Source organism: Algoriphagus marincola DSM 16067, from assembly GCF_000429405.1.
Lineage (GTDB): Bacteria > Bacteroidota > Bacteroidia > Cytophagales > Cyclobacteriaceae > Algoriphagus > Algoriphagus marincola.
In genome coordinates this window covers 512,289-532,207 of record NZ_AUBU01000001.1, presented here as the reverse complement: position 1 = coordinate 532,207, position 19,919 = coordinate 512,289, and the positions used below count along the sequence as shown (strand labels likewise).

Sequence of the window (19,919 nt, the reverse complement as noted above, 5' to 3'; positions counted from 1 at the left end):
CCGACTTAGAAGTTTGCAGAAAGATTAAAACCGAAGCTTCTATTAGCTGGTACAGCGAAGTATTCCAGACCCTGAGAATTTCCGGAAACGGTGTAAGCTGCTTCAGGATCAATATTTGGCACTTTAGACCAAAGGATCGCCAAGTTTCTTCCTACGAATGAAAGTGAAAGTGACTGGAATGGCGTCTTTTCTACAAACGTACGTGGGAAAGTATAGCCGAATGATAGCTCACGAAGCTTACCGAATGAGGCATCATAAACCACATTTTCAGTCACCTGAGCATATCGCTGCCAATACTGATCGATCAAGTAATTATTAGGGTTACTTGGATCAGCAGGAATAGTCCATGTTCCAGGGGTTCCTTCAGGAGTCACACCGGACACAGTCAAATTGCCATCTCTTCCCTGAAGTGTATTCTGATGCAATCCAAACTGATATGCAAAGTAATTGGTACCTGACATCACTGAACCACCTCTTCTGAAGTCAATCAAAGTCATCAAACGGAACCCTTTCCAAGTGAAGGTATTGGTAATACCTCCTGAGATAGGGTGACGACCTTCTGCAATAGTCTCAAATCCAGGAGTGGTTACCGGGAATCCATTGGCATCATATACTTTCTGACCGTCAATTTCTAAATGCTTGAATCCGGTAATCATACCCAATGGCTGGCCTACAATGTGTCGGATTCGCTCTCTTCTTGTTCTTGCTTCATCCAAGTTGATAAATTCTACAGGATCGCCAGCGGCGTTGGTTCCCAAGCTAAGTACTTCGGAAACGTTGTTTGCAAAGTTGAAGGATATATTCCACTGAAAATCTCCGGCGATAATTGGCGTTGCATTAATCAAAAGCTCAATACCTCTGTTTTCAAGTTCACCGATGTTAACGGTTGTAGAGCCAAATCCAGAAGTAGCAGAAATACCCTGATTCAAGATATCATCAGTAGTTCTTCTTCTGTAGTAAGCGACATCAATACCTAACCGGTTTTCGAAGAATCTTAAATCTGCACCAATTTCATATTCTGTAGAAGTATAAGGTGATAGACCAGAGTTTGGAATAGAACCATTGTTGATCTGTCCAAGGTTAGCACCAAGATGTCCTGCGCCTACCAATCCATATTGTAAGTTAAGTGCATAAGGATTTGGAGCACCTCCACCTACTTGTCCCCAGTTACCACGAATCTTAGCAAATGTGACAAACTCAGGAAGAACAATCATATCTGAAATGACAGCAGACAAACCTACAGAAGGATAGAACAACTTACTGTTTGCTGGAGAAAGTGTAGAGAATTGATCTTGACGACCAGTCAAGTTCAAGAAAATCACATTCTTGTAGCCTACGTTTGCAGCAGCGAAGTAGGAATTGATCCCCAATTCAGAGAATCCATATCCGAAGGTTGGTGCAGCTACATTGGTCACTGAGTGAAAGAATGGCACAACTAGGTCATTACCACCACCTCGCTGACTTTCGATAGTTCTACGCATGATGTTAGAACCAAGGAATCCATCCACACTGAAATCACCGAATGTTTTATCAAAACCGATCAAGAAATCAGCATTGGTTTCTTGGATGGTTCTCATAGTAGTATTGTAACTTCCACGTGGCTTGAAGGCTGTACCATAAGCTTCGAAAGCATACTCGTCACGGATTTGGAAGTCTGTTCCGAATCGACCCTGTGCATACAACCAATCAGTGAAGTCATATCGAAGGGACATGTTACCCATGATACGATCGGTCACATCTTCTCTTCCCCACTGGTAAACTGCCCAGTAAGGGTTAGTCTGGAAAACATTTGACTGATAACGAAGCTCGTTTCCGTCTGGCAATGCACCAGGCTTATTCTCATCACCTCTGATGACTGACAATGGAATGTTACCTGGCTTCACCACCATGGAGAAGTTGGCATTTCCCGGAGAGTCAGAAAGTCTTGGACGATTAGTAGCAGTTTGCTTGGAATACTGACCGGTCACTGCCAAGGTAAATTTACCTTGCTTACTGTTTACATTGATGTTAGCCACATTTCTGTCGAAACCTGCATTTGGCACTACATCATTGTTGGTCAAATTAGAAAAGGCAAAACGGTAGGTTGTATTCTCATTTCCCCCGGACAAGGCGATGGAATTGTTCCAAGTCATTCCATTTCTATAGAAATCATTGAAATCTTCTCCCAAAAATGAGTATGGCCGCTGAACTCCATCAAACTGAACAGTCTGAGATCCGTCATAAGGAGCACCCCATCCATTAATGGCATTGTTGATTGCCTCATCTTGAGTTAGAGGCTTTCTTCCATTTTCACCTGGACCGTAGATCCGCTGAAAATTGGTTTCATCAACCACAGACTCCATGGTAAAGTTGGAGTTGAAAGAGATACCAATCCCTTTTCTAGCAGTACCTGTTTTGGTTGTGATCAAAATAACCCCATTTGCTGCACGTGCTCCATAAAGCGCGGCAGCGGTATTACCTTTTAGTACCGTTAAACTCTCAATGTCATCTGGGTTGATAGCTGCAAGACCATCACCACCGTCATTTCCACCCCATATACCTGCGGAACCAAGGTTTCCGGACTCAATCGGAACACCATTGACCACATATAATGGCTGATCATTTCCTGTCAAAGAGGAACCACCTCGAATCACGACGCGAGTAGATCCTGCTGCACCAGTCGCCGGAGGTGTTACATTTACACCAGCCACTTTACCAGTAAGGGCATTACCCACGTTCACGGTACGTGACTCAGTAAACTTATCCCCTCCCAACTGAGTAACGGAATAACCGAGCGCCTTTTGATTTCGCTCCATACCAAAGGATGTAACGACAAATTCGCCCAGCTCAGAGATATCCTCAGCAAGGGTTACATTGATAATTGACTGGTTTCCTACGGTGAATTCCTGCGAAGCATATCCAATAAAGGAAAACACCAAAACAGAATTATCACTTACACTGATCGAATACTTTCCGTCCACATCTGTGGTCGTACCGGTCTGGTTGGTCTTGTCAAGGACCGTCACACCAGGGATAGGTAAACCATCCGCTTCACCCACAACAGTACCTGTCAGGATGCGTGTCTGGGCATAGGCTTGCATACTTATAAATAGCATAAAAGCCAACCCATACGAGATTGATAAAATTTTTCTCATAGCTGGTAATAAGAAGTTAGAAATAATTGAAATTGATTTGCCGGATGTCCGGACTTGGTTTTTAATTGGGTTAATTGTGAGGAATGCTTCATAAGCGAAACAGTTTTGTTAAAATCATATTTGATCAAAAGTCATAAAAACCGACTTTTCTATTGATTAAATAACGTAAACCTTATTAAGGCTTAAGTAAATCTAGGTAATTCGAAATATTTAGAAAAACAATATTATTATTTTATTATGAAAAATAGCAAACCTTTTTTAATTTTTTTTTAAAAGTTAATCTTTGACGATCAATTTTTTATTCGAATAAAAACATCTTAATCAACATTTTGAAATTCACACCTTGGATTCATTAAAAATTATCTAAGAAAAAATAGAGTGAAACAAAATTTTGTTTAAGTATTATAAGGATTATCCGAATATTTTTTTGTGCACAGCGAACATTTGAATGAAAGGTTTAAGTTTATTCTGAAATAAAAAAGGCCATTTCCGAAGAAATGACCTTTTAATTTATTTTGATTGGACGAACTATCTGATGAATAGCATCTCACGGTATTTCACCAATGGCCAGCTTTCATCATCCACAAGAAGTTCAAGTTTATCGACCGCATAGCGGATTTTATCAAAGAATGCCTCTTTCACCTCTTTCTGATATCCTTTTGCACGCTTCACGATATCCTCTTCCTTGTTGAGTTTTCGACGGGCATCGATCATGGCATTCACATTTGACTTCACGGCTTCGATATGACGGGACACATCTTTGATAGTCTCGATAGCAGCGGAGTTGTCGAGTCCAAGACCCTTCATTCCATTCGCATTTTCGATGAGCTTATTTTGATACAAAATTGCAGTAGGAATCACGTGATTCAATGCCAAATCACCCATGACACGGCTTTCGATCTGTACCTTCTTGATGAAGTCTTCAAGCATAATCTCATGGCGTGCATGGATTTCCAACTCATTCATCACATTGTGTCTTGAATAGAGCTCTTTTGTCTCTTTTTTCATGTAAACATCCAATGCTTCAGCTGTATTTTTCAAGTTAGAAAGTCCGCGCTTTGCAGCTTCTTTCTCCCACTCTTCGGAATATCCATCACCTTCGAATCGAATTTTCTTAGAATCTTTGATGTATTTACGAAGCACATTGACGATTGCAATCTTCTTTTCCTTTCCGGATCCAATCTCCTTCTCAATGTCTTTCATCATCTGACGAAGTACTTCAGCCACAATCACGTTCAAGGTAGCCATTGGGCCTGCGGAGTTGGCACTTGAACCTACTGCACGGAACTCAAACTTATTTCCTGTAAATGCAAATGGAGAAGTTCTGTTTCTATCGGTATTGTCAAGGATGATCTCAGGAATCTTGGAGATACCCAACTTCATGTACATATTGTCACCCTTCTCGATCTTGATATTTCCGTTTTTCTCAAGCTCATCCAATACAGATGTCAGAGTCTCACCCAAGAATACAGAAATAATTGCCGGAGGAGCCTCATTGGCACCCAAACGGAAATCGTTACCTGCCGATGCAATACTAGCTCTTAGCAAATCCGAGTGATCGTAAACTGCTTTCACTGTAGCCACCAAGAAAGTCAAAAACTGGAGATTCTCTCTTGCTGAGTTGCTAGGCTGGAAAAGATTCACACCAGTATCTGTGATTAGAGACCAGTTGTTGTGCTTACCAGATCCATTTACTCCTGCGAAAGGTTTCTCATGGAAAAGTACTTTCAAGCCATGCTTCTCAGCTACTTTATCCATTAGATCCATCAACAATTGATTGTGATCTACGGCCTTGTTGATTTCTTCGAAAACTGGAGCTACTTCAAATTGACCTGGAGCTACCTCATTGTGTCTGGTAGAAACAGGAATGCCTAATTTGTGCGCTTCGATTTCAAAATCAACCATAAAATCCTTGACACGGGTAGGAATCGAACCGAAATAATGATCTTCCAATTGCTGACCTCTGGCCGGATTATGACCAAATACAGAGCGGCCTGCCATCACCAAATCAGGTCTAGCTGAGAAAAGAGCCTTATCGATCACAAAGTACTCCTGTTCTACACCGAGAGATGGAGATACTTTCCGCACATTTCTATCAAATAACTGGCAAATAGCAACGGCTGCATCATTCACTGCCTCGAGTGACTTAAGAAGAGGAGTCTTGTAATCTAGTGCTTCACCCGTGTAAGACACGAAAATAGTAGGAATACAAAGCGTCTTCTCAAAAATGAAAATCGGAGAAGAAGGATCCCATGCTGTATACCCACGTGCTTCGAAAGTAGATCTAATACCACCATTTGGGAATGAAGAGGCATCTGGCTCTTGCTGAACAAGTGCGGAACCTTTAAATTTTTCAAGACCTGCATGGGCATCAAAGAACGAATCATGCTTTTCAGCGGTAGATCCGGTCAATGGCTGGAACCAGTGAGTGTAGTGTGTGACTCCTTTAGAAAGAGCCCAAGTTTTGACTGCGGATGCAACCTCCTCGGCTGTTGCGGAATCAATTTTGGAACCTTTATCAACCGCCTCCATCACTTTCTTATATACAGAAGGTGCTAGGGATTGCTTCATTTGGTTCAAACCAAAAACGTTTGTACCAAAAAAGTCAGAGATTTTTAAAGCTGGAGCTTCAACTTTCACTCTTGGCCTGGACTGAACCATTGCCAATGCTTGTTGTCTTAGTGTTGCCATATCTACAAGTATGTGGTTTAAATTTACACCAACAAAAATAGGAAAATACTGACTTGAAAAAGCTTTCGGCCTATTTTTCATCTAGATTTTTGAAAAATTTATACTTTTTTCAAGGAAATAAGCTTTTTAAACACCCAAATCCTGAAAAACCATGAATTTTGGAGACTTTTTTACCAAAATTGAAAAGAAGGTAAGATTACTTACCTTTGCAGCTTCATTATCAAGGGGAAAATTGTGAAAAAGGTAGCCTTTTATACATTAGGATGTAAGCTGAATTTCTCAGAGACTTCCACTATTAGCCGTCAGTTTGAAGATCGAGGCTTTCAAAAGGTGGATTTCCAGGAGAATCCGGATATTTTCATCATCAACACTTGCTCTGTTACCGAGAATGCGGACAAGAAGTGCAAAAAGATTGTCAAGGAAGCCAAAAAGATTTCCCCTGATTCTTATGTGGCTATCATCGGATGCTATGCACAATTAAAGCCACGTGAAATCTCAGAGATTAAAGGTGTGGATGCTGTCTTGGGAGCTGCTGAAAAATTCCGACTTCACGAATTGCTCGGTGACTTTGCCAAGGAGCAGGAAGCAAAAGTACTTGCCAGCGAAATCTCTGAGGCTAATTCATTCAACAATGCCTACTCTATCAATGATCGCACCCGGACTTTCTTGAAAGTTCAAGATGGCTGCAATTATGGTTGCGCGTTTTGCACCATTCCCCTCGCACGGGGCAAAAGCCGAAGCAATACCATCGCCTCGGCATTGGAGTCTGCGCTAGAGATTGCATCGACAGATGTAAAGGAAGTGGTTTTAACTGGGGTTAATATCGGGGATTTTGGAATCGTGGAAGGCAAGCGACAGGAACGCTTTGCAGATTTGGTTTTTGCCTTGGATCAAGTCGATGGAATTGACCGTTTTCGAATCTCGTCTATTGAGCCTAACCTGCTGACGAATGAGATCATTGAGTTTGTTTCCAGATCCGAGCGCTTTGTGCCTCATTTCCATATTCCACTGCAATCTGGGTCCAATACCATTCTTCGGAAAATGGGAAGACGTTATTTGCGGGAACTTTATGAAGACCGTGTCAGCAAAATCAAAACACTCATGCCTCATGCATGTATTGGAGTCGATGTGATCGTCGGATTTCCAGGCGAGACTGATGAGCTTTTCCTTGAAACCTACAATTTCCTGAACGATTTGGATATCTCCTACCTCCATGTTTTCACTTACTCCGAGCGTGCTAATACCCGTGCAGTTGAAATGGATGGCGTGGTTCCGATGAAAAAGCGAAATGAGCGGTCAAAAATGCTCCGAATCTTATCCGAAAAGAAAAGAAGGAAGTTCTACGAAGAAAATCTAGGAAAAACCTTTACAGTGCTTTTCGAAGAGGATATAGACGGAGGAAAAATGCATGGCTTCACCGAGAATTACATTCGTGTAGCAGCAAAGTACGATCCCATGCTCATCAATGAAACCAAACAGGTAACGCTTGACTACATTAACGAGGCCGGCAACGTGGAAGTGTTGGAGCCAGAGATGGTTTATGAGAAGCATTAATTAACCTTTTTCAGCCATTTATAATCTTCAAAACTGAACTGCTTTTTGTATTTTTAAAGTTATGGAGGCTTTTATGTATATCCTTAAATGTGGAAATGGGCTCTATTATGTGGGAAGCACTAAAAATCTAGAAAAGAGACTTGAACAACATCATTTAGGTGAAGGAGCGAATTTCACACGAAAACACCTGCCTGTTGAATTAGTTTATTATGAAACTTTTGAAAGGATTGATGAAGCATTTAAGAGAGAAAAGCAAGTTCAAAATTGGTCAAGAGCTAAAAAAAAAGCCCTGATTAATCGAGATTTCGAGGCTTTGAAAAACTTGAGTAAGGGAAAAACCTAGGTTCTTCTCACCTCGGCTTCGCTCGGTGAACGATGCATTGTTCTATTTAAACAGAGAGGGGGAAGAGAGCGGCGCAGCCGCTCTCTTCCCCCTCTCTGTTATAAAACCTCTTCGATTCGATGGCCGAGCGAAGTCGAGGCCCAAATATTTCAAGGAATTGATAAATACATTTTAACCCCCATCAAATACTGAAAATTTTTGCTTATTATTTCCGATCCTCATTAATTTTTATGAATGTTTGCTTTCAAACCAGTAACCAAATTATATTAAGCTCATTCGACTTCGCTCTATGATTGTTAACCTATAAATTGGATAAGAGAGGAGAATTCGATTTCCGAGCGACAGATAATGAGCTAGTCGAATCTATTCGAGGCCGTTTGAACTACTGGCATGATAGCAAATAATCATATTATTTTCCCTAATTTGAGATAAATAAAACTCTACTTTTTGTGAGCAAAAACACCTTAGCATTAACCCAAGACGAATCCTGGCTTGAGCCTTTTGCAGATAAGATTCAGGAGCGAACTGACCGCTTTTACAAGGCAATTCATGAAATCGAGCAAGCCATGGGTAGCATTCTCGAGTTTGCCAATTTCCACCAATACTATGGTGTCCACTGGGAACCCGTACGCCGAGGTTGGGTATATCGGGAATGGGCACCCGCTGCCAGACAATTGTTTCTGATGGGTGACTTCAACTGGTGGGATCGAGAGTCTCACCCCATGAAGCGCAATCACCGTGGCGATTGGGAGATTTTCCTACCTTTTGAGCAATACAAGCACACTTTCGTGCATCAGAGTAAAATCAAAGTACGAGTCATCGATGCCAAAGGCCGGGACTTGGATCGAATTCCTGCCTATACGCGTCGAGTCGTGCAGGATACCGAGACGCATGACTTCACAGCCCAACTTTGGTTCCCGGAGGAGGAATTCCGCTGGACAGATGAAAACTTCCACCTCGATGAAGCTGCTTCCATGCCCCTGATCTATGAATGCCACGTAGGAATGGCTCAAGAAAAGGCGGGAGTTGGTACTTATCGGGAATTCGAAGAAAATATCCTGCCCAGAATAAAAGCATCGGGATATAATGCCATTCAAATGATGGCAGTGATGGAGCATCCCTATTATGGTTCATTTGGCTATCATGTGTCCAACTTCTTTGCGCCCTCGTCTCGATTTGGCACTCCGGAGGAACTCAAATCCCTGATTAATACCGCGCACAAAATGGGCATCGCTGTAATTATGGACATCGTGCACTCCCATGCGGTCAAAAACGTGAATGAAGGCCTGAATGAGTTTGACGGAAGCGACCATCAGTATTTTCACCCCGGCAGCAGAGGCTATCATGAAGGATGGGACTCCAAGCTTTTTGATTATGGAAAGTGGGAAGTACAGCAGTTTCTCCTCTCCAATATCCGCTATTGGATGGAGGAGTTTCACTTTGACGGGTTCCGCTTTGATGGGGCGACCTCCATGCTTTACCATCATCATGGACATGTGAGCTTTGATTCGGGAGAAAAGTATTTTGACGAAGGGGTCGATCAGGATGCACTTCTTTACTTTCAGCTAGCCAATACATTGATCCATCAACTTAAGCCTTTGGCTATTTCCATCGCAGAGGAAGTCAGCGGGATGCCCGGACTATGTCGGAAGGTGGAAGAAGGAGGAATCGGTTTTGACTTTCGACTGGCTATGGGGATTCCAGACTTTTGGATCAAGACGCTCAAACACAAAACCGACGAACAATGGGACCTTTTTGAGTTATGGTATGAGCTCACCAACCGGCCCAAAAAAGAAAAATCCATAGCCTATGCAGAGAGCCACGATCAGGCCCTAGTAGGAGATAAAAGTATCGCCTTCTGGCTGATGGACAAGGAAATGTACACATCCATGTCCGTACTGGAGCAAAACCTGGTAGTGGACCGGGGAATCGCCTTACACAAAATGATCCGAATGATCACGCTTTCGCTAGGCGGAGAAGGCTATTTGAATTTTATCGGAAATGAATTTGGACACCCGGAGTGGGTGGACTTCCCACGGGAAGGAAATAACTGGAGCTACCAATACGCGAGAAGACAATGGTCGCTGGCCGACACGCCCCATCTTCGCTATGCCCAACTCTACGCTTGGGATCAGGTTATCATCCAACTGATCAAAGACCAGCAATTACTGCAATCAGGTCCAGCCACTCAACTCTACCTAGAGCCTGATAAAAAGATTCTAGCCTACAAGCGGGGTGATTTGGTGTTTGTTTTCTCCTTCCACCCAACCGAGTCCTATTTTGGACAAAAGATTCGATTTCCCGAGTCTGGCAGCTATCAGATTATCTTGAACTCAGACCAGCAGGAATATGGAGGCTTTGAACGGCTGGATCAGCAAGTGATCTATCAGACGGATAAAAACCAGGAAGTAAGCCTATACATTCCAAATAGAACGATGATGGTGATGGAAAAAATATGAAAATTAAATAAGGTGCATAATCAAGTAAGTTGTACTCAATATAAAATGAAGACAATAAACTTTGAACATATCCTTTCAGACAAAGAAATAAGTCATCTCCAAAAACTTATTGGAAAGGACTTGTGTGGAATTGGATCTGACTCAATTTCAATCGAACCTTCTAAACCAGAAACATGGATGTTTCACAAATGGATTGAGTTTTCAAATTGGACTGATAATCTAATTCAACGTTTAGAATACTCATTTTATGAAACCTATTCTGGAGACGACTTCATAGAACTAAGAATCGAATCGCTTACTAGGGAAAGGAAAGCATTAAATGCGGACATTAGTTTTGCAGGTAACGACAAGTTTACAATACAGAAAATTGAAACTTATGGGTATGACTCAGAATATGAAGTAGAGAATCTTTTTGATAACACCTCTAAAGTCGATTTGAAAAGAAAGGAAAAGTACAATGAGAAAATGCGAAGTGAAAATGTAATCCTCCTTTACAGTACGGATGGAAAACGGATATGGGTTGAATGTATGCATCCCTACTTAGAACTTATTGTGACGATGGATCAAGTCTATATAGAAAAGAGAATAAATCTGATTGAGACCGAATTTAATGCAAAGATGAAATTGAAACGAGAAATAATATAAATACTGAGCAACACTGTATAAGCGTAATGTGGGCTGAATGACTAAAAATGGCCATTTTACTCCCAAGAAACTTTGTAAGAAATAGATAGTTAATAGCTCTGAAATACCCCACGTTTCTTAGCTGCGGACCGTTTTCCAAAACTCAATGAAAAAGGCATCATTTATCTTACTATTCACACTTTGGCTAGCACACGGGGCTTTGGGACAGACTATTCAGGAAATTTTCAAGGCACTGCCATTCTCTTATACCGTCGAATTGTCAAGCGAAGCCAAGAACTTGTTGATAGAAGAAGGAAGCTATACTTTACCAATCGGAGATAGTCTCGAAACTATGAGAGTTGACTATCTGGCAGCAAAAGATTACATAAAGCTGCAGTATTATTTTACAACTGGGCAAAGTGGCTTTTTCGTCATTGAATTGAAAAAATTTCAAAAAATTGACGGTGCTCCAATTGTTGTTTATTCCAAATTCGGCGGGACACCGAGCGCATTTGAGCAGCATTCCCTAGTGACATTTGACTATAAGAATGGAACTCTGCAGTCCAATAAAACCCTTGGCCTTCCTGATGCCATAGAAACTGCCGTCTTTTTGAAAGAGAATCTTCCAGATAGCCTGAAAGAAGAAAAGATCTCGATTAGTACGAGTTACAATCTGAATCCAGAAAAATCAAATCAAGTGGAATATGAATTAATCCCTCAAAGCGATCAATTTGATCCATGGATTCAAACAAAAAAAATAACCTTTGAGTGGAATGGACATAGATTTCAAAAAATGTAGTAATTATTAAACCAAAAGCAATTACTACAAATCCAATCCCCTCACCCATTTTTCAGCTTCTGATTCTTTCTCAAATATTTTGTAAGGAACGGGCTGTTTTTGAAGGGAAAATATGACTCGCAAGACCGCACGAATGACCTTATTCGGGATCACATAAGCCGTCCCTTGACAATAATCCTGCATTAAACCACGATTTTCCCGAAGCCAATCAGCTTGCATTCGCTGATGGGACAAGGCGGGGATCCCTGCCTCTCGCGCATCAAAAATGATGGCCAACTTTTTTTTATGACGGTAGCAATCCCGAGTTTGGAATAAGTAACGTTGGAAATTCTCATCTGTACTTTTTTCGCCTGTAAAGCGAATCCGTATCAGCGGAAATTCCGATTCATCGATGGTGGCGTAGTCATTCATGAGAAGATAACTGACTGATGGCGAAAGGGTTTTTGATAACTTATCGATTCTAATAAAACAGCTTTCTCCACCTATTATTTTTGAAAATAAACCGGAAAAAAGTCTCGTCCTTTTTCCAATTCGAAGCTCCTTGCGATATTGCCAGTCCAAAAAATTTCAATCACTAGTATGTTGGATGCAGAAGCTACTCGAATTAATAAATACCTCAGCGAATTGGGTTACTGTTCTAGGCGTGCAGCCGACAAGTTGATAGAAGCTGGACGCATCACTATCAACGGGGAAAAGCCCGAAATGGGCACTAAAGTTCAAAAAGGAGACATCATTAGAGTAGATGGAAAGCGAATAGATGATAAGGGAGAAAAACCGGTTTATTTAGCCTTCAACAAGCCTGTAGGTATAGTCTGTACCACAGATACACGGGTTGAAAAAGACAATATTATCGATTACATCAATTACCCCAGTCGCATCTTTCCTATTGGAAGGCTCGATAAGCCTAGCGAAGGGCTCATCCTGCTAACCAATGATGGTGACATTGTCAATAAAATTCTCCGTGCCAAAAACAATCACGAAAAGGAATACATCGTCACGGTCAATCAGCCGATCACTCCTGAGTTTATCCGCAGAATGGGATCAGGAGTACCGATTTTAGACACTGTAACCCGAAAGTGCCATGTCGAGAAGATGGGCAGGAATCAGTTTAGAATCATTTTGACTCAGGGACTCAACCGACAAATTCGTAGAATGTGTACCTACTTGGGGTACTCCGTGACCAAACTCAAGCGCGTGCGGATTATGAATATTTCGCTGGACCTTCCTATCGGAAAATGGCGGGATTTGACCGAAAAGGAATTAGCCGAACTGAATGTCCTAATCGCTGATTCCTCGAAAACTTTTGACCCTAGCGAGGCAGAGGAGGATTGGAATTGAACTGCATTGATTAATCATATTGATAGATTTGATCGAATTATCTCTACTAACCGGGAAGGAAGCTGGGAGTAGGAAGTTTGCTGAAATTACACCTCAAAGCTTATTTTAGGCCCGAAAAGTCTCATTTTAAAAAAATGGGAAACATTAAAATTTAACCTAGATCTACATGCCAAAATGTGCTTTTCTTTCCATTGCCAATACCGAAGGTTGGTTCATTGATGATGATTTGGTTCATCCTCACCTTGAGGCACTTGACTGGCAAGTTGAAAATATTCCTTGGAATCAAGCTACCGACTGGAACGAATTTGACTTGGTTGTGGTGCGTAGCCCTTGGGACTATCAGCAGCATCTGCTGGAGTTTCAAAATGTCCTCTCTCAAATCCACCGCTCAAAGGCCATTCTGTTGAATTCCCTTGAACTGATGCAGTGGAATATTCACAAGGGATATCTGTTCGAACTCCAAGACAAAGGGGTAGAATTAGTGCCTACTATCCGCTTCTCGACGTTGGAAAAAGAGGCGATTGAACAAGCCTTTAGAACCTTAAATTCCGATCAGCTCATCGTCAAGCCCCTCATTGGAGCCAATGCCGATGATACTTTCTGGATTCGCAGAGATCGAGCAGAATCTTGGCAAAAAGCTCTTACCATTTTTGCTGAAAAAGAAGGAATGATCCAGCCTTTTATGCATGCGATTGTGGAAGAAGGCGAATTCTCTCTGATGTATTTCCAAGGTTCACTGAGCCATACGATTCTTAAAACGGTGGGCGAAGGAGATTTCCGAGTTCAGGAAGAGCATGGAGGCGGGGTAATTCCCATCGAAAAACCTGAAGCCGAACTACTGGAAGCTGCAGATAAAGCCATGGAAAGCTTACCTGAAACTCCTTTTTATGCTCGAGTAGATTTGGTCAGAACAGCCTCGAATAGCTTTGCCTTGATGGAGCTTGAATTGATAGAGCCTTGCCTGTATTTCCGCTTTGATGAAAAGTCTCCTGCCCTTTTTGCAGAAATGCTCGATCAATACTGGAAAAAGCATTTAGATCCAATTAGGAATTAAAGCCTTCTGCGGTTGGGATGCAGATAGACATAGCCGACCAATTGGTCATAGCGTGACCCCAAAGCTCTGAAGTACACAAAAACCTCGTATTCGTTTTCCGTCTCAAAAAAGCTACCTTCAAATTCCTCTGAGTCAAACTGCTGATCTCTCAAATAGGCATATTGGTAATCGTACCAGCCTTGCTTAAGCAGTAGCGTTGTTTCAAAAACTTTCAGCTCCGAATTCCATTGTAGCTTTGCTTCTGGAGTTGTACCCCAGTTGGTGAGCGAACCTACCAAATAGATGGGTTGAGAGTTTTCTGGAGCATTAAAACGAAAAGTCGTCAAAATATACTCGCTTTCTACTTCCGGGTCACCACCGGGTCGGTCATTCGTATTGACCAGATACTGTCCATTCAGATCCAGATATTGGGAATAAACTTCCGACTCACGGGGCTTATCTACCAAAGCATCCGCATAGATTACGTCAGGTTGCACTTCGATAGAAGCTACATTTACACCCGTCGCTCTGATAAACCGCAGATCGATAAACCGGAATTCGTTCCCTGCTGAAAAGGTATTACTCCCATCAAAATTCTGATAGCGAATTACCTTCGAACTCTCATTCAAGAAGGTAGGCTCTCCCAATAGTCTTGCTTGGCCCCACCGCTGATTTTGTCTAATGACGACCTTGACCTGATTGAGCGGATCCATCACCTCCCCTTTGGAATAATTGACCACCACATCCACCTGCTGACCTGATCTCCGGTCTTGGGTTCGGGCAGGGGGCACAATACTAGCACCTATTGTAAAAAGCTCCTCGTAAACCATAAATCGCTTGGTCAAAATCACATCTGATTCATCGCGACCTTTGAAGACTTTCACAATGTAGTTTCCTGACTTGGTGACCCTTGGCAAAGCAAAGCGATAATGAATGTATGGCAAACGGGTATTTACCGAATAATCATAATCCTGCACATTGAATTCATTGAATGAGGCCAAGAAGTCATTGTCCTTGAGCTGTGATTGTTCCCAATTTGCATCACAATGGATCAGTTTAGCCGTGTAGAGTTCAGGGTCATAGGCAATGTCATCAAACAACAAGATCAAGGGTCTTGAATCAGAAATACTGACACTTGGCGCGTCCAACTGACTATCGAATGCCGCTCCTAGCGGAAAAATCCGAACGGATTGAATATGATCCTTGAAGACCTTATCATCAAGCTGCGCATAGCTTGAATGAATCAAGAACATGGATAAAAAAAGTACTGTCAGTAGTCGCTTCATTTTGAAAAATTAGACAAATAAGTTCTTAATGAAAAATCAGCTTATGACCTCCTGCAATTTGGAAATATCCTCTACCAATTTTTCCCAAGACAAATTACTCTTGTCCAATCGAGATTTCACCTCCTCAAACTCCTTTTGCACCTTTTCGGCTGATTCAAGGTCTTCGTAGAGTTTTGGATCTGCTAACTTTACCTCCAGTGATTTGCTTTTATCTTCCCATCGCTCCAATTCCTTTTCCACTTGTTCGAGCTCATATTCTAATTTCCTCAAACTCTTTTTTGCCTCATTCAGCTCGGAATTTACGATGGGTGCCTTGACTTTTTCTTTCTTTGGAGCAGCTTTTTCCTCCTGCTTTTCTACTTCCTCCTGCTGACTTTTCCAAAACTCATACTCCTCATAGGTTCCAGGATATTCCTTGATTTGATGATCCTCGATGTACCAGATTTTATTGGCAACACCCCGGATAAAATGCCGGTCGTGAGACACCGTGATGAAGGTCCCCTCATACTGCTGCAAGGCTTGAATCAAAATATTGACCGATTGGAAATCCAGGTGGTTGGTCGGTTCATCCAGCAGGAGAAAGTTGGCTTCAGAAATCAAGGTTTTTGCAAGGGCAACTCTTGATTTTTCCCCTCCCGAAAGCACTTTTATCTTCTTGAAAACATCCTCGCTGGAGAAAAGGAAACAGCCTAGGACATTTCTAAGCTCAGTTTCAGTTTTGTTGGAGCCAGCCTGTACCATTTCCTGAATGATTTCATTGTCTAGGGTGAGAGCCTCCAATTGATGCTGGGCATAAAAGGATTTGATCACATTATGCCCTTCTGATCGCTCACCGGATATTTTTTCTGAGCCATCGATGATTCGCAAAAGTGTGGACTTCCCTTTTCCATTTGCTCCGATCAATGCAATTTTATCCCCTCGTTCAATTCGGGCCGTGGTATTTTGCAAAATCACGAGGTCTCCGTAGCTTTTCCCGATATGATCCAAGGTGACTACATGTCTGCCAGACTTTTGAGAAAATTTGAAATTAAAGTTCACAAAAGCCTCATCATTAACCACTTCTTGCACGCGATCCATACGTTCCAAAGCCTTAACTCGAGATTGAACTTGATTTGATTTAGATGCTTTGGCACGAAAACGCTCTATGAAGCGCTCGGTTTGCTTGATCATTTGTTGCTGATTCTCGTAGGCATTTTGCTGGATCTCCATCCGCTCCTTTTTCTCCTCCTTGTAGAAAGAGTAATTGCCTGCATAGGTCGTCAGCGTATGACTTGATACTTCTACGATGGTAGATACGCAATTATCCAAGAATGTCTGATCGTGAGATACCACCACCACAGCACCTTCATAGGTTTTGAGGTAATTTTCTACCCATTGAATCGACGGAAGATCCAAGTGGTTGGTTGGCTCATCCAAGAGAAGCAGTGCAGGACGCTCCAAAAGTAATTTTGCAAGCATCACCCGCATTCGCCATCCTCCGGAGAAGGTGCGAAGTGGCTTGGTGAGATCTTCCGTTTTAAACCCGATACCCTCAAGGACTTCTTCTGCTTTGGCCTTGATGGTATATCCTTCATTAGCTTCAAAGCTTTCCTGCAGACTTGCCAGACGATTGATTACATCTTCGGAGTAATCCGTTTCCATCTGCTTCAACACCTGATCGATTTCATCTTGCAAGGCCAAAGTCTCCTTGAATGCTGCCAATGCAACCTGTAAAATACTCTCTTCCGACTGATAGGAAAGCAGATCCTGATTCAAAAATCCAATGGTACAATCCTTCGCCTTTTGAACTTCACCACTTGAGGGCAGGTACTCCCCTGCTATGATTTTGAGAAGTGTGGACTTACCGGTACCATTTTGCCCTACCAATCCAATTTTGTCCTTGGGCTTGATATGAAGATTGGCATTTTCATAAAGCGGTCGTCCACCGATGAAGTAAGAAAGATTGTTAATCGAAAGCATGGCGCAAAAATAAGGATTAGACCGTTTATAGAGGCCTAGTATTAAAACAATCCAAAAAGAATTACCTTAATGAGATAAAATTTAAATTCCACGAAATGAAAACTTCTGCTTTACTTTCGAATTTCTTAGTGTTTCTATTGATCATATCTCATGCTAGTTGCCAGCAAAAAACTGGTAATCAGTCTAGTTTTAGTACACCAAACTCCAGCAATAAGCGATCGATCAAGGATGCTCAAGCCGATGTAAAGCTTGACAGAATCAAGTTGCCTGAAGGCTTTCAAATTGAAGTATGGGCTGCAGATATCCCAAATGCAAGATCCCTTTCTATTTCGGAAAATGGAGTGGTCTTTGTCGGAAACAGGCAGGAAAAAAATGTCTATGCGGTACTGGATGAAGATGGAGATGGCAAAGCAGACAGCAAATTCATCTTGGCAGAGGGTCTCCGAATGCCTAATGGCGTCGCTTACAAAGATGGAGATCTCTACGTAGCAGAAGTCAGTAAGATTCTTAAGTTTCCAAATATTCTTGACAACCTCACCAATCCAAAATATGAGGTGATTTTTGACGGATATCCCACAGAACGCCATCATGGATGGAAGTTTATTGCTTTTGGTCCCGATGGAATGCTCTACGTCCCAGTCGGCGCGCCTTGCAATATTTGCGAATCAGAAGATAAGATTTTTGCCTCCATCACCCGAATTGATGTCAACTCTCCCAATCCTCAGCCTGAGGTCTACGCCCATGGTGTTCGAAATTCGGTGGGATTTGATTGGCATCCTGAGACAGGCAATCTTTGGTTTACCGATAATGGTAGAGATATGATGGGAGATGATATTCCAGATTGCGAATTGAATGTAGCCACCACCGCCGGCCAACATTTTGGCTATCCCTACTGGCATGCCGGTGATGTGAAGGATCCTGAGTTTGGTTTGAAAGGTAAAGCAAAAGAAGCCTATCAGGCCCCAAAGGCAAAGCTTGGAGCACACGTGGCTCCACTTGGTATTCGCTTTTATGAAGGGGATATGTTTCCCAATAGCTATCAAAATCAAGCCATCATTGCTAAACATGGTTCTTGGAATAGAAGCAAGAAGTCAGGATACGATGTGGTTTTGGCAAAAATCAACTCTTCAGTGGAAGTAACAAAAGTAGAGCCTTTTGCAAGTGGATGGCTGGATGATGCTACTCAAGAAGTCTGGGGAAGGCCTGTAGATGTTCAGGAATTACCTGATGGCAGCCTTCTGATTTCCGATGATGTAGCAAACTGCATCTATCGAGTGAGCTACACGGGGAAATAAAATTTAAAGCAATTAGAACCCAAGCGGCAATTCGTAGGATGGAGAAACAGTTTGGGCAATGATTTTAATTTGCTCAGTTGAAAACTTGGGTAAGAACTGTCTCAAGATGTAGGCAGTTTCAGGATGAGATGGAACTGCTTTCATCTGGGAAAAATCCACCGATTCTTCAGATTCAAAATACCCGTAGTATTTCAATATACCTCCTTCAAAAACACATACTGCTACTTCATCGGGAGTTCTGCCAGGGATACAGATTTGAATTCCCTTTTTGCTCGCTTGAATATTCTCAATAAATGATTGGGCTTTGGAATTGTAGCTACCTGGACTAATTGCACTTCGACAAGCCCCTTCACAACGATCATCCTGGACAGTGGCACATGGAACGGAGCGAATGCCTGTCAGTTTGGAGCAAAGCTGGTAATTATCAACTGCATCCTTGAGAAAAAGCCTAGCCTCTTCCTGGTTAAAGAAAAACTCCAAAGGAGGATTATTTTTCCTCACTTTGGCTATTTGGAAGCGGGTAAAGCCACTCCCGTCTTGGTAAGAATACAAACCCCAAAGTTGAGAGGGTCTTTTGATTGCTGCATTGAATTTTGGCCAAATACGTTTGATTTCAAGCGTTTCCAATAGCAGAGCCATAAATTCCGAACCCGTCAATTCCCATTTTAGATCGGCCACTATGGCTTTGAGCGCCTGTTTTTGTACCAAAGCAGAATCACCCGAAAAATGAGACCGAAACCGCTCTTGAATGTTTATTGCTTTTCCCACATAAACCACACGGGAATTGGAGTCTAGCATGTAATAGACACCGCATTCGGTAGGGATCTGTTCGAAGCGGTGACTGGGAAAATTCGGGGGTAAAAACTGGAGTGCCTTTTTGCCCTTGACCAATTCATATACCACCTCGGGTTGCTTTTTGATCACTTGATCAAACAAGATTGCCGTAGCTTTAGCATCCCCCATGGCTCGATGCCGTGCCTCAATAGGAATTCGAAGATGTTCGCAAATTCTACCCAATCCATAAGATCTTAGGCCAGGAAAAGCCTTTCGTGAAAGGCGAACAGTACAAAGTTTTGATGGTGAAAAATCTTTATCCAATGCTGAAAAAGCCTCTCGAATAAAAGAAAAATCAAAATTTACCTGATGGGCTACAAAAACTCTATCCGCTAGCATTTCCCAAATCTGCTCAGCTACCTCCTCGAAGAGTGGAGCATCTTGAACCATCGCATTATCAATACCTGTAAGTCCCGTGATGTAATCCGGAATTCGCTGTTGAGGATTCAGAAGTGTTTGAAAAGTATCCTTGATTTCTGTTCCATCATGAATCAGGATGGCAATTTCTGTAATTCCTCCAAACTTGCTATTACCTCCTGTGGTCTCGATATCTACTACGGCAAACTCCAC

The 19,919-nt window shown here is 42.2% G+C and carries 14 protein-coding genes; 8 read left to right on the top strand and 6 right to left on the bottom strand.

Translation table 11 applies throughout. The features are described from left to right. Positions 1–5: 5 nt before the first annotated feature. On the bottom strand, positions 6–3,134 hold the full coding sequence (locus G457_RS0102435) for a SusC/RagA family TonB-linked outer membrane protein (protein ID WP_026945054.1): 3,129 nt from the start codon (positions 3,132–3,134) through the stop codon (positions 6–8). A gap of 528 nt (positions 3,135–3,662) precedes the next feature. Then, positions 3,663–5,825 carry a glutamine synthetase III family protein gene (locus G457_RS0102430; protein ID WP_026945053.1) on the bottom strand — a complete coding sequence of 721 codons (2,163 nt, stop codon included), beginning with the start codon at positions 5,823–5,825 and terminating at the stop codon, positions 3,663–3,665. A gap of 234 nt (positions 5,826–6,059) precedes the next feature. Between G457_RS0102430 and mtaB the strand changes: the two genes are divergently transcribed. The 5 genes from mtaB to G457_RS0102395 all read left to right on the top strand — a co-directional run bounded on the left by mtaB (position 6,060) and on the right by G457_RS0102395 (position 11,604). Continuing rightward, the gene (gene mtaB / locus G457_RS0102415) at positions 6,060–7,379 is read left to right on the top strand and encodes a tRNA (N(6)-L-threonylcarbamoyladenosine(37)-C(2))-methylthiotransferase MtaB (protein WP_026945052.1); all 1,320 of its coding nucleotides are present in this window, start codon (positions 6,060–6,062) and stop codon (positions 7,377–7,379) included. 61 nt (positions 7,380–7,440) lie between these two features. Beyond that, the gene (locus tag G457_RS0102410; protein ID WP_026945051.1) at positions 7,441–7,722 is read left to right on the top strand and encodes a GIY-YIG nuclease family protein; all 282 of its coding nucleotides are present in this window, start codon (positions 7,441–7,443) and stop codon (positions 7,720–7,722) included. Positions 7,723–8,171: 449 nt separating this feature from the next. Continuing rightward, on the top strand, positions 8,172–10,181 hold the full coding sequence (locus tag G457_RS0102405) for an alpha amylase C-terminal domain-containing protein (protein ID WP_026945050.1): 2,010 nt from the start codon (positions 8,172–8,174) through the stop codon (positions 10,179–10,181). 45 nt (positions 10,182–10,226) lie between these two features. Then, positions 10,227–10,826, top strand: a complete 600-nt coding sequence (locus G457_RS0102400) for a hypothetical protein (RefSeq protein WP_026945049.1) — start codon at positions 10,227–10,229, stop codon at positions 10,824–10,826. 145 nt (positions 10,827–10,971) lie between these two features. After that, on the top strand, positions 10,972–11,604 hold the full coding sequence (locus G457_RS0102395; protein ID WP_026945048.1) for a hypothetical protein: 633 nt from the start codon (positions 10,972–10,974) through the stop codon (positions 11,602–11,604). Positions 11,605–11,628: 24 nt separating this feature from the next. On the opposite strand, the gene G457_RS0102390 is transcribed toward G457_RS0102395, so the two are convergent. Beyond that, entirely contained in the window at positions 11,629–12,015 is a 387-nt protein-coding gene (locus G457_RS0102390) for an STAS/SEC14 domain-containing protein (protein ID WP_026945047.1), read from the bottom strand. A 168-nt stretch (positions 12,016–12,183) separates the two neighbouring features. Between G457_RS0102390 and rluF the strand changes: the two genes are divergently transcribed. Continuing rightward, a complete protein-coding gene (rluF, locus tag G457_RS0102380) occupies positions 12,184–12,942 on the top strand; it encodes a 23S rRNA pseudouridine(2604) synthase RluF (protein WP_026945046.1) in 759 nt (252 codons plus the stop codon). Between the two features lie 166 nt (positions 12,943–13,108). Beyond that, entirely contained in the window at positions 13,109–13,996 is an 888-nt protein-coding gene (locus tag G457_RS0102375; RefSeq protein ID WP_026945045.1) for an ATP-grasp domain-containing protein, read from the top strand. On the opposite strand, the gene G457_RS0102370 is transcribed toward G457_RS0102375, so the two are convergent. Further along, positions 13,993–15,261: a type IX secretion system plug protein gene (locus G457_RS0102370; protein WP_026945044.1), complete on the bottom strand. Its 1,269-nt coding sequence runs from the start codon at positions 15,259–15,261 to the stop codon at positions 13,993–13,995. The genes G457_RS0102375 and G457_RS0102370 overlap by 4 nt on opposite strands. Before the next feature lie 36 nt (positions 15,262–15,297). Beyond that, complete coding sequence (locus G457_RS0102365; RefSeq protein WP_026945043.1) at positions 15,298–17,220, bottom strand: ABC-F family ATP-binding cassette domain-containing protein; 1,923 nt, start codon at positions 17,218–17,220, stop codon at positions 15,298–15,300. Positions 17,221–17,315: 95 nt separating this feature from the next. Between G457_RS0102365 and G457_RS0102360 the strand changes: the two genes are divergently transcribed. Next, a complete protein-coding gene (locus G457_RS0102360; RefSeq protein ID WP_026945042.1) occupies positions 17,316–18,515 on the top strand; it encodes a PQQ-dependent sugar dehydrogenase in 1,200 nt (399 codons plus the stop codon). 12 nt (positions 18,516–18,527) lie between these two features. On the opposite strand, the gene G457_RS20910 is transcribed toward G457_RS0102360, so the two are convergent. Beyond that, positions 18,528–19,919: an exonuclease domain-containing protein gene (locus G457_RS20910; protein ID WP_051260668.1), complete on the bottom strand. Its 1,392-nt coding sequence runs from the start codon at positions 19,917–19,919 to the stop codon at positions 18,528–18,530.

Coding starts and splice junctions, on each gene's coding strand:
- G457_RS0102400 (WP_026945049.1), top strand. CDS start 10,227: ATGAAGACAATAAACTTTGAACATATCCTTTCAGACAAAGAAATAAGT.
- G457_RS0102365 (WP_026945043.1), bottom strand. CDS start 17,220: ATGCTTTCGATTAACAATCTTTCTTACTTCATCGGTGGACGACCGCTT.
- G457_RS0102435 (WP_026945054.1), bottom strand. CDS start 3,134: ATGAGAAAAATTTTATCAATCTCGTATGGGTTGGCTTTTATGCTATTT.
- G457_RS0102370 (WP_026945044.1), bottom strand. CDS start 15,261: ATGAAGCGACTACTGACAGTACTTTTTTTATCCATGTTCTTGATTCAT.
- G457_RS0102395 (WP_026945048.1), top strand. CDS start 10,972: ATGAAAAAGGCATCATTTATCTTACTATTCACACTTTGGCTAGCACAC.
- G457_RS0102360 (WP_026945042.1), top strand. CDS start 17,316: ATGAAAACTTCTGCTTTACTTTCGAATTTCTTAGTGTTTCTATTGATC.
- G457_RS0102390 (WP_026945047.1), bottom strand. CDS start 12,015: ATGAATGACTACGCCACCATCGATGAATCGGAATTTCCGCTGATACGG.
- G457_RS0102375 (WP_026945045.1), top strand. CDS start 13,109: ATGCCAAAATGTGCTTTTCTTTCCATTGCCAATACCGAAGGTTGGTTC.
- G457_RS0102410 (WP_026945051.1), top strand. CDS start 7,441: ATGGAGGCTTTTATGTATATCCTTAAATGTGGAAATGGGCTCTATTAT.
- rluF (WP_026945046.1), top strand. CDS start 12,184: ATGTTGGATGCAGAAGCTACTCGAATTAATAAATACCTCAGCGAATTG.
- G457_RS0102430 (WP_026945053.1), bottom strand. CDS start 5,825: ATGGCAACACTAAGACAACAAGCATTGGCAATGGTTCAGTCCAGGCCA.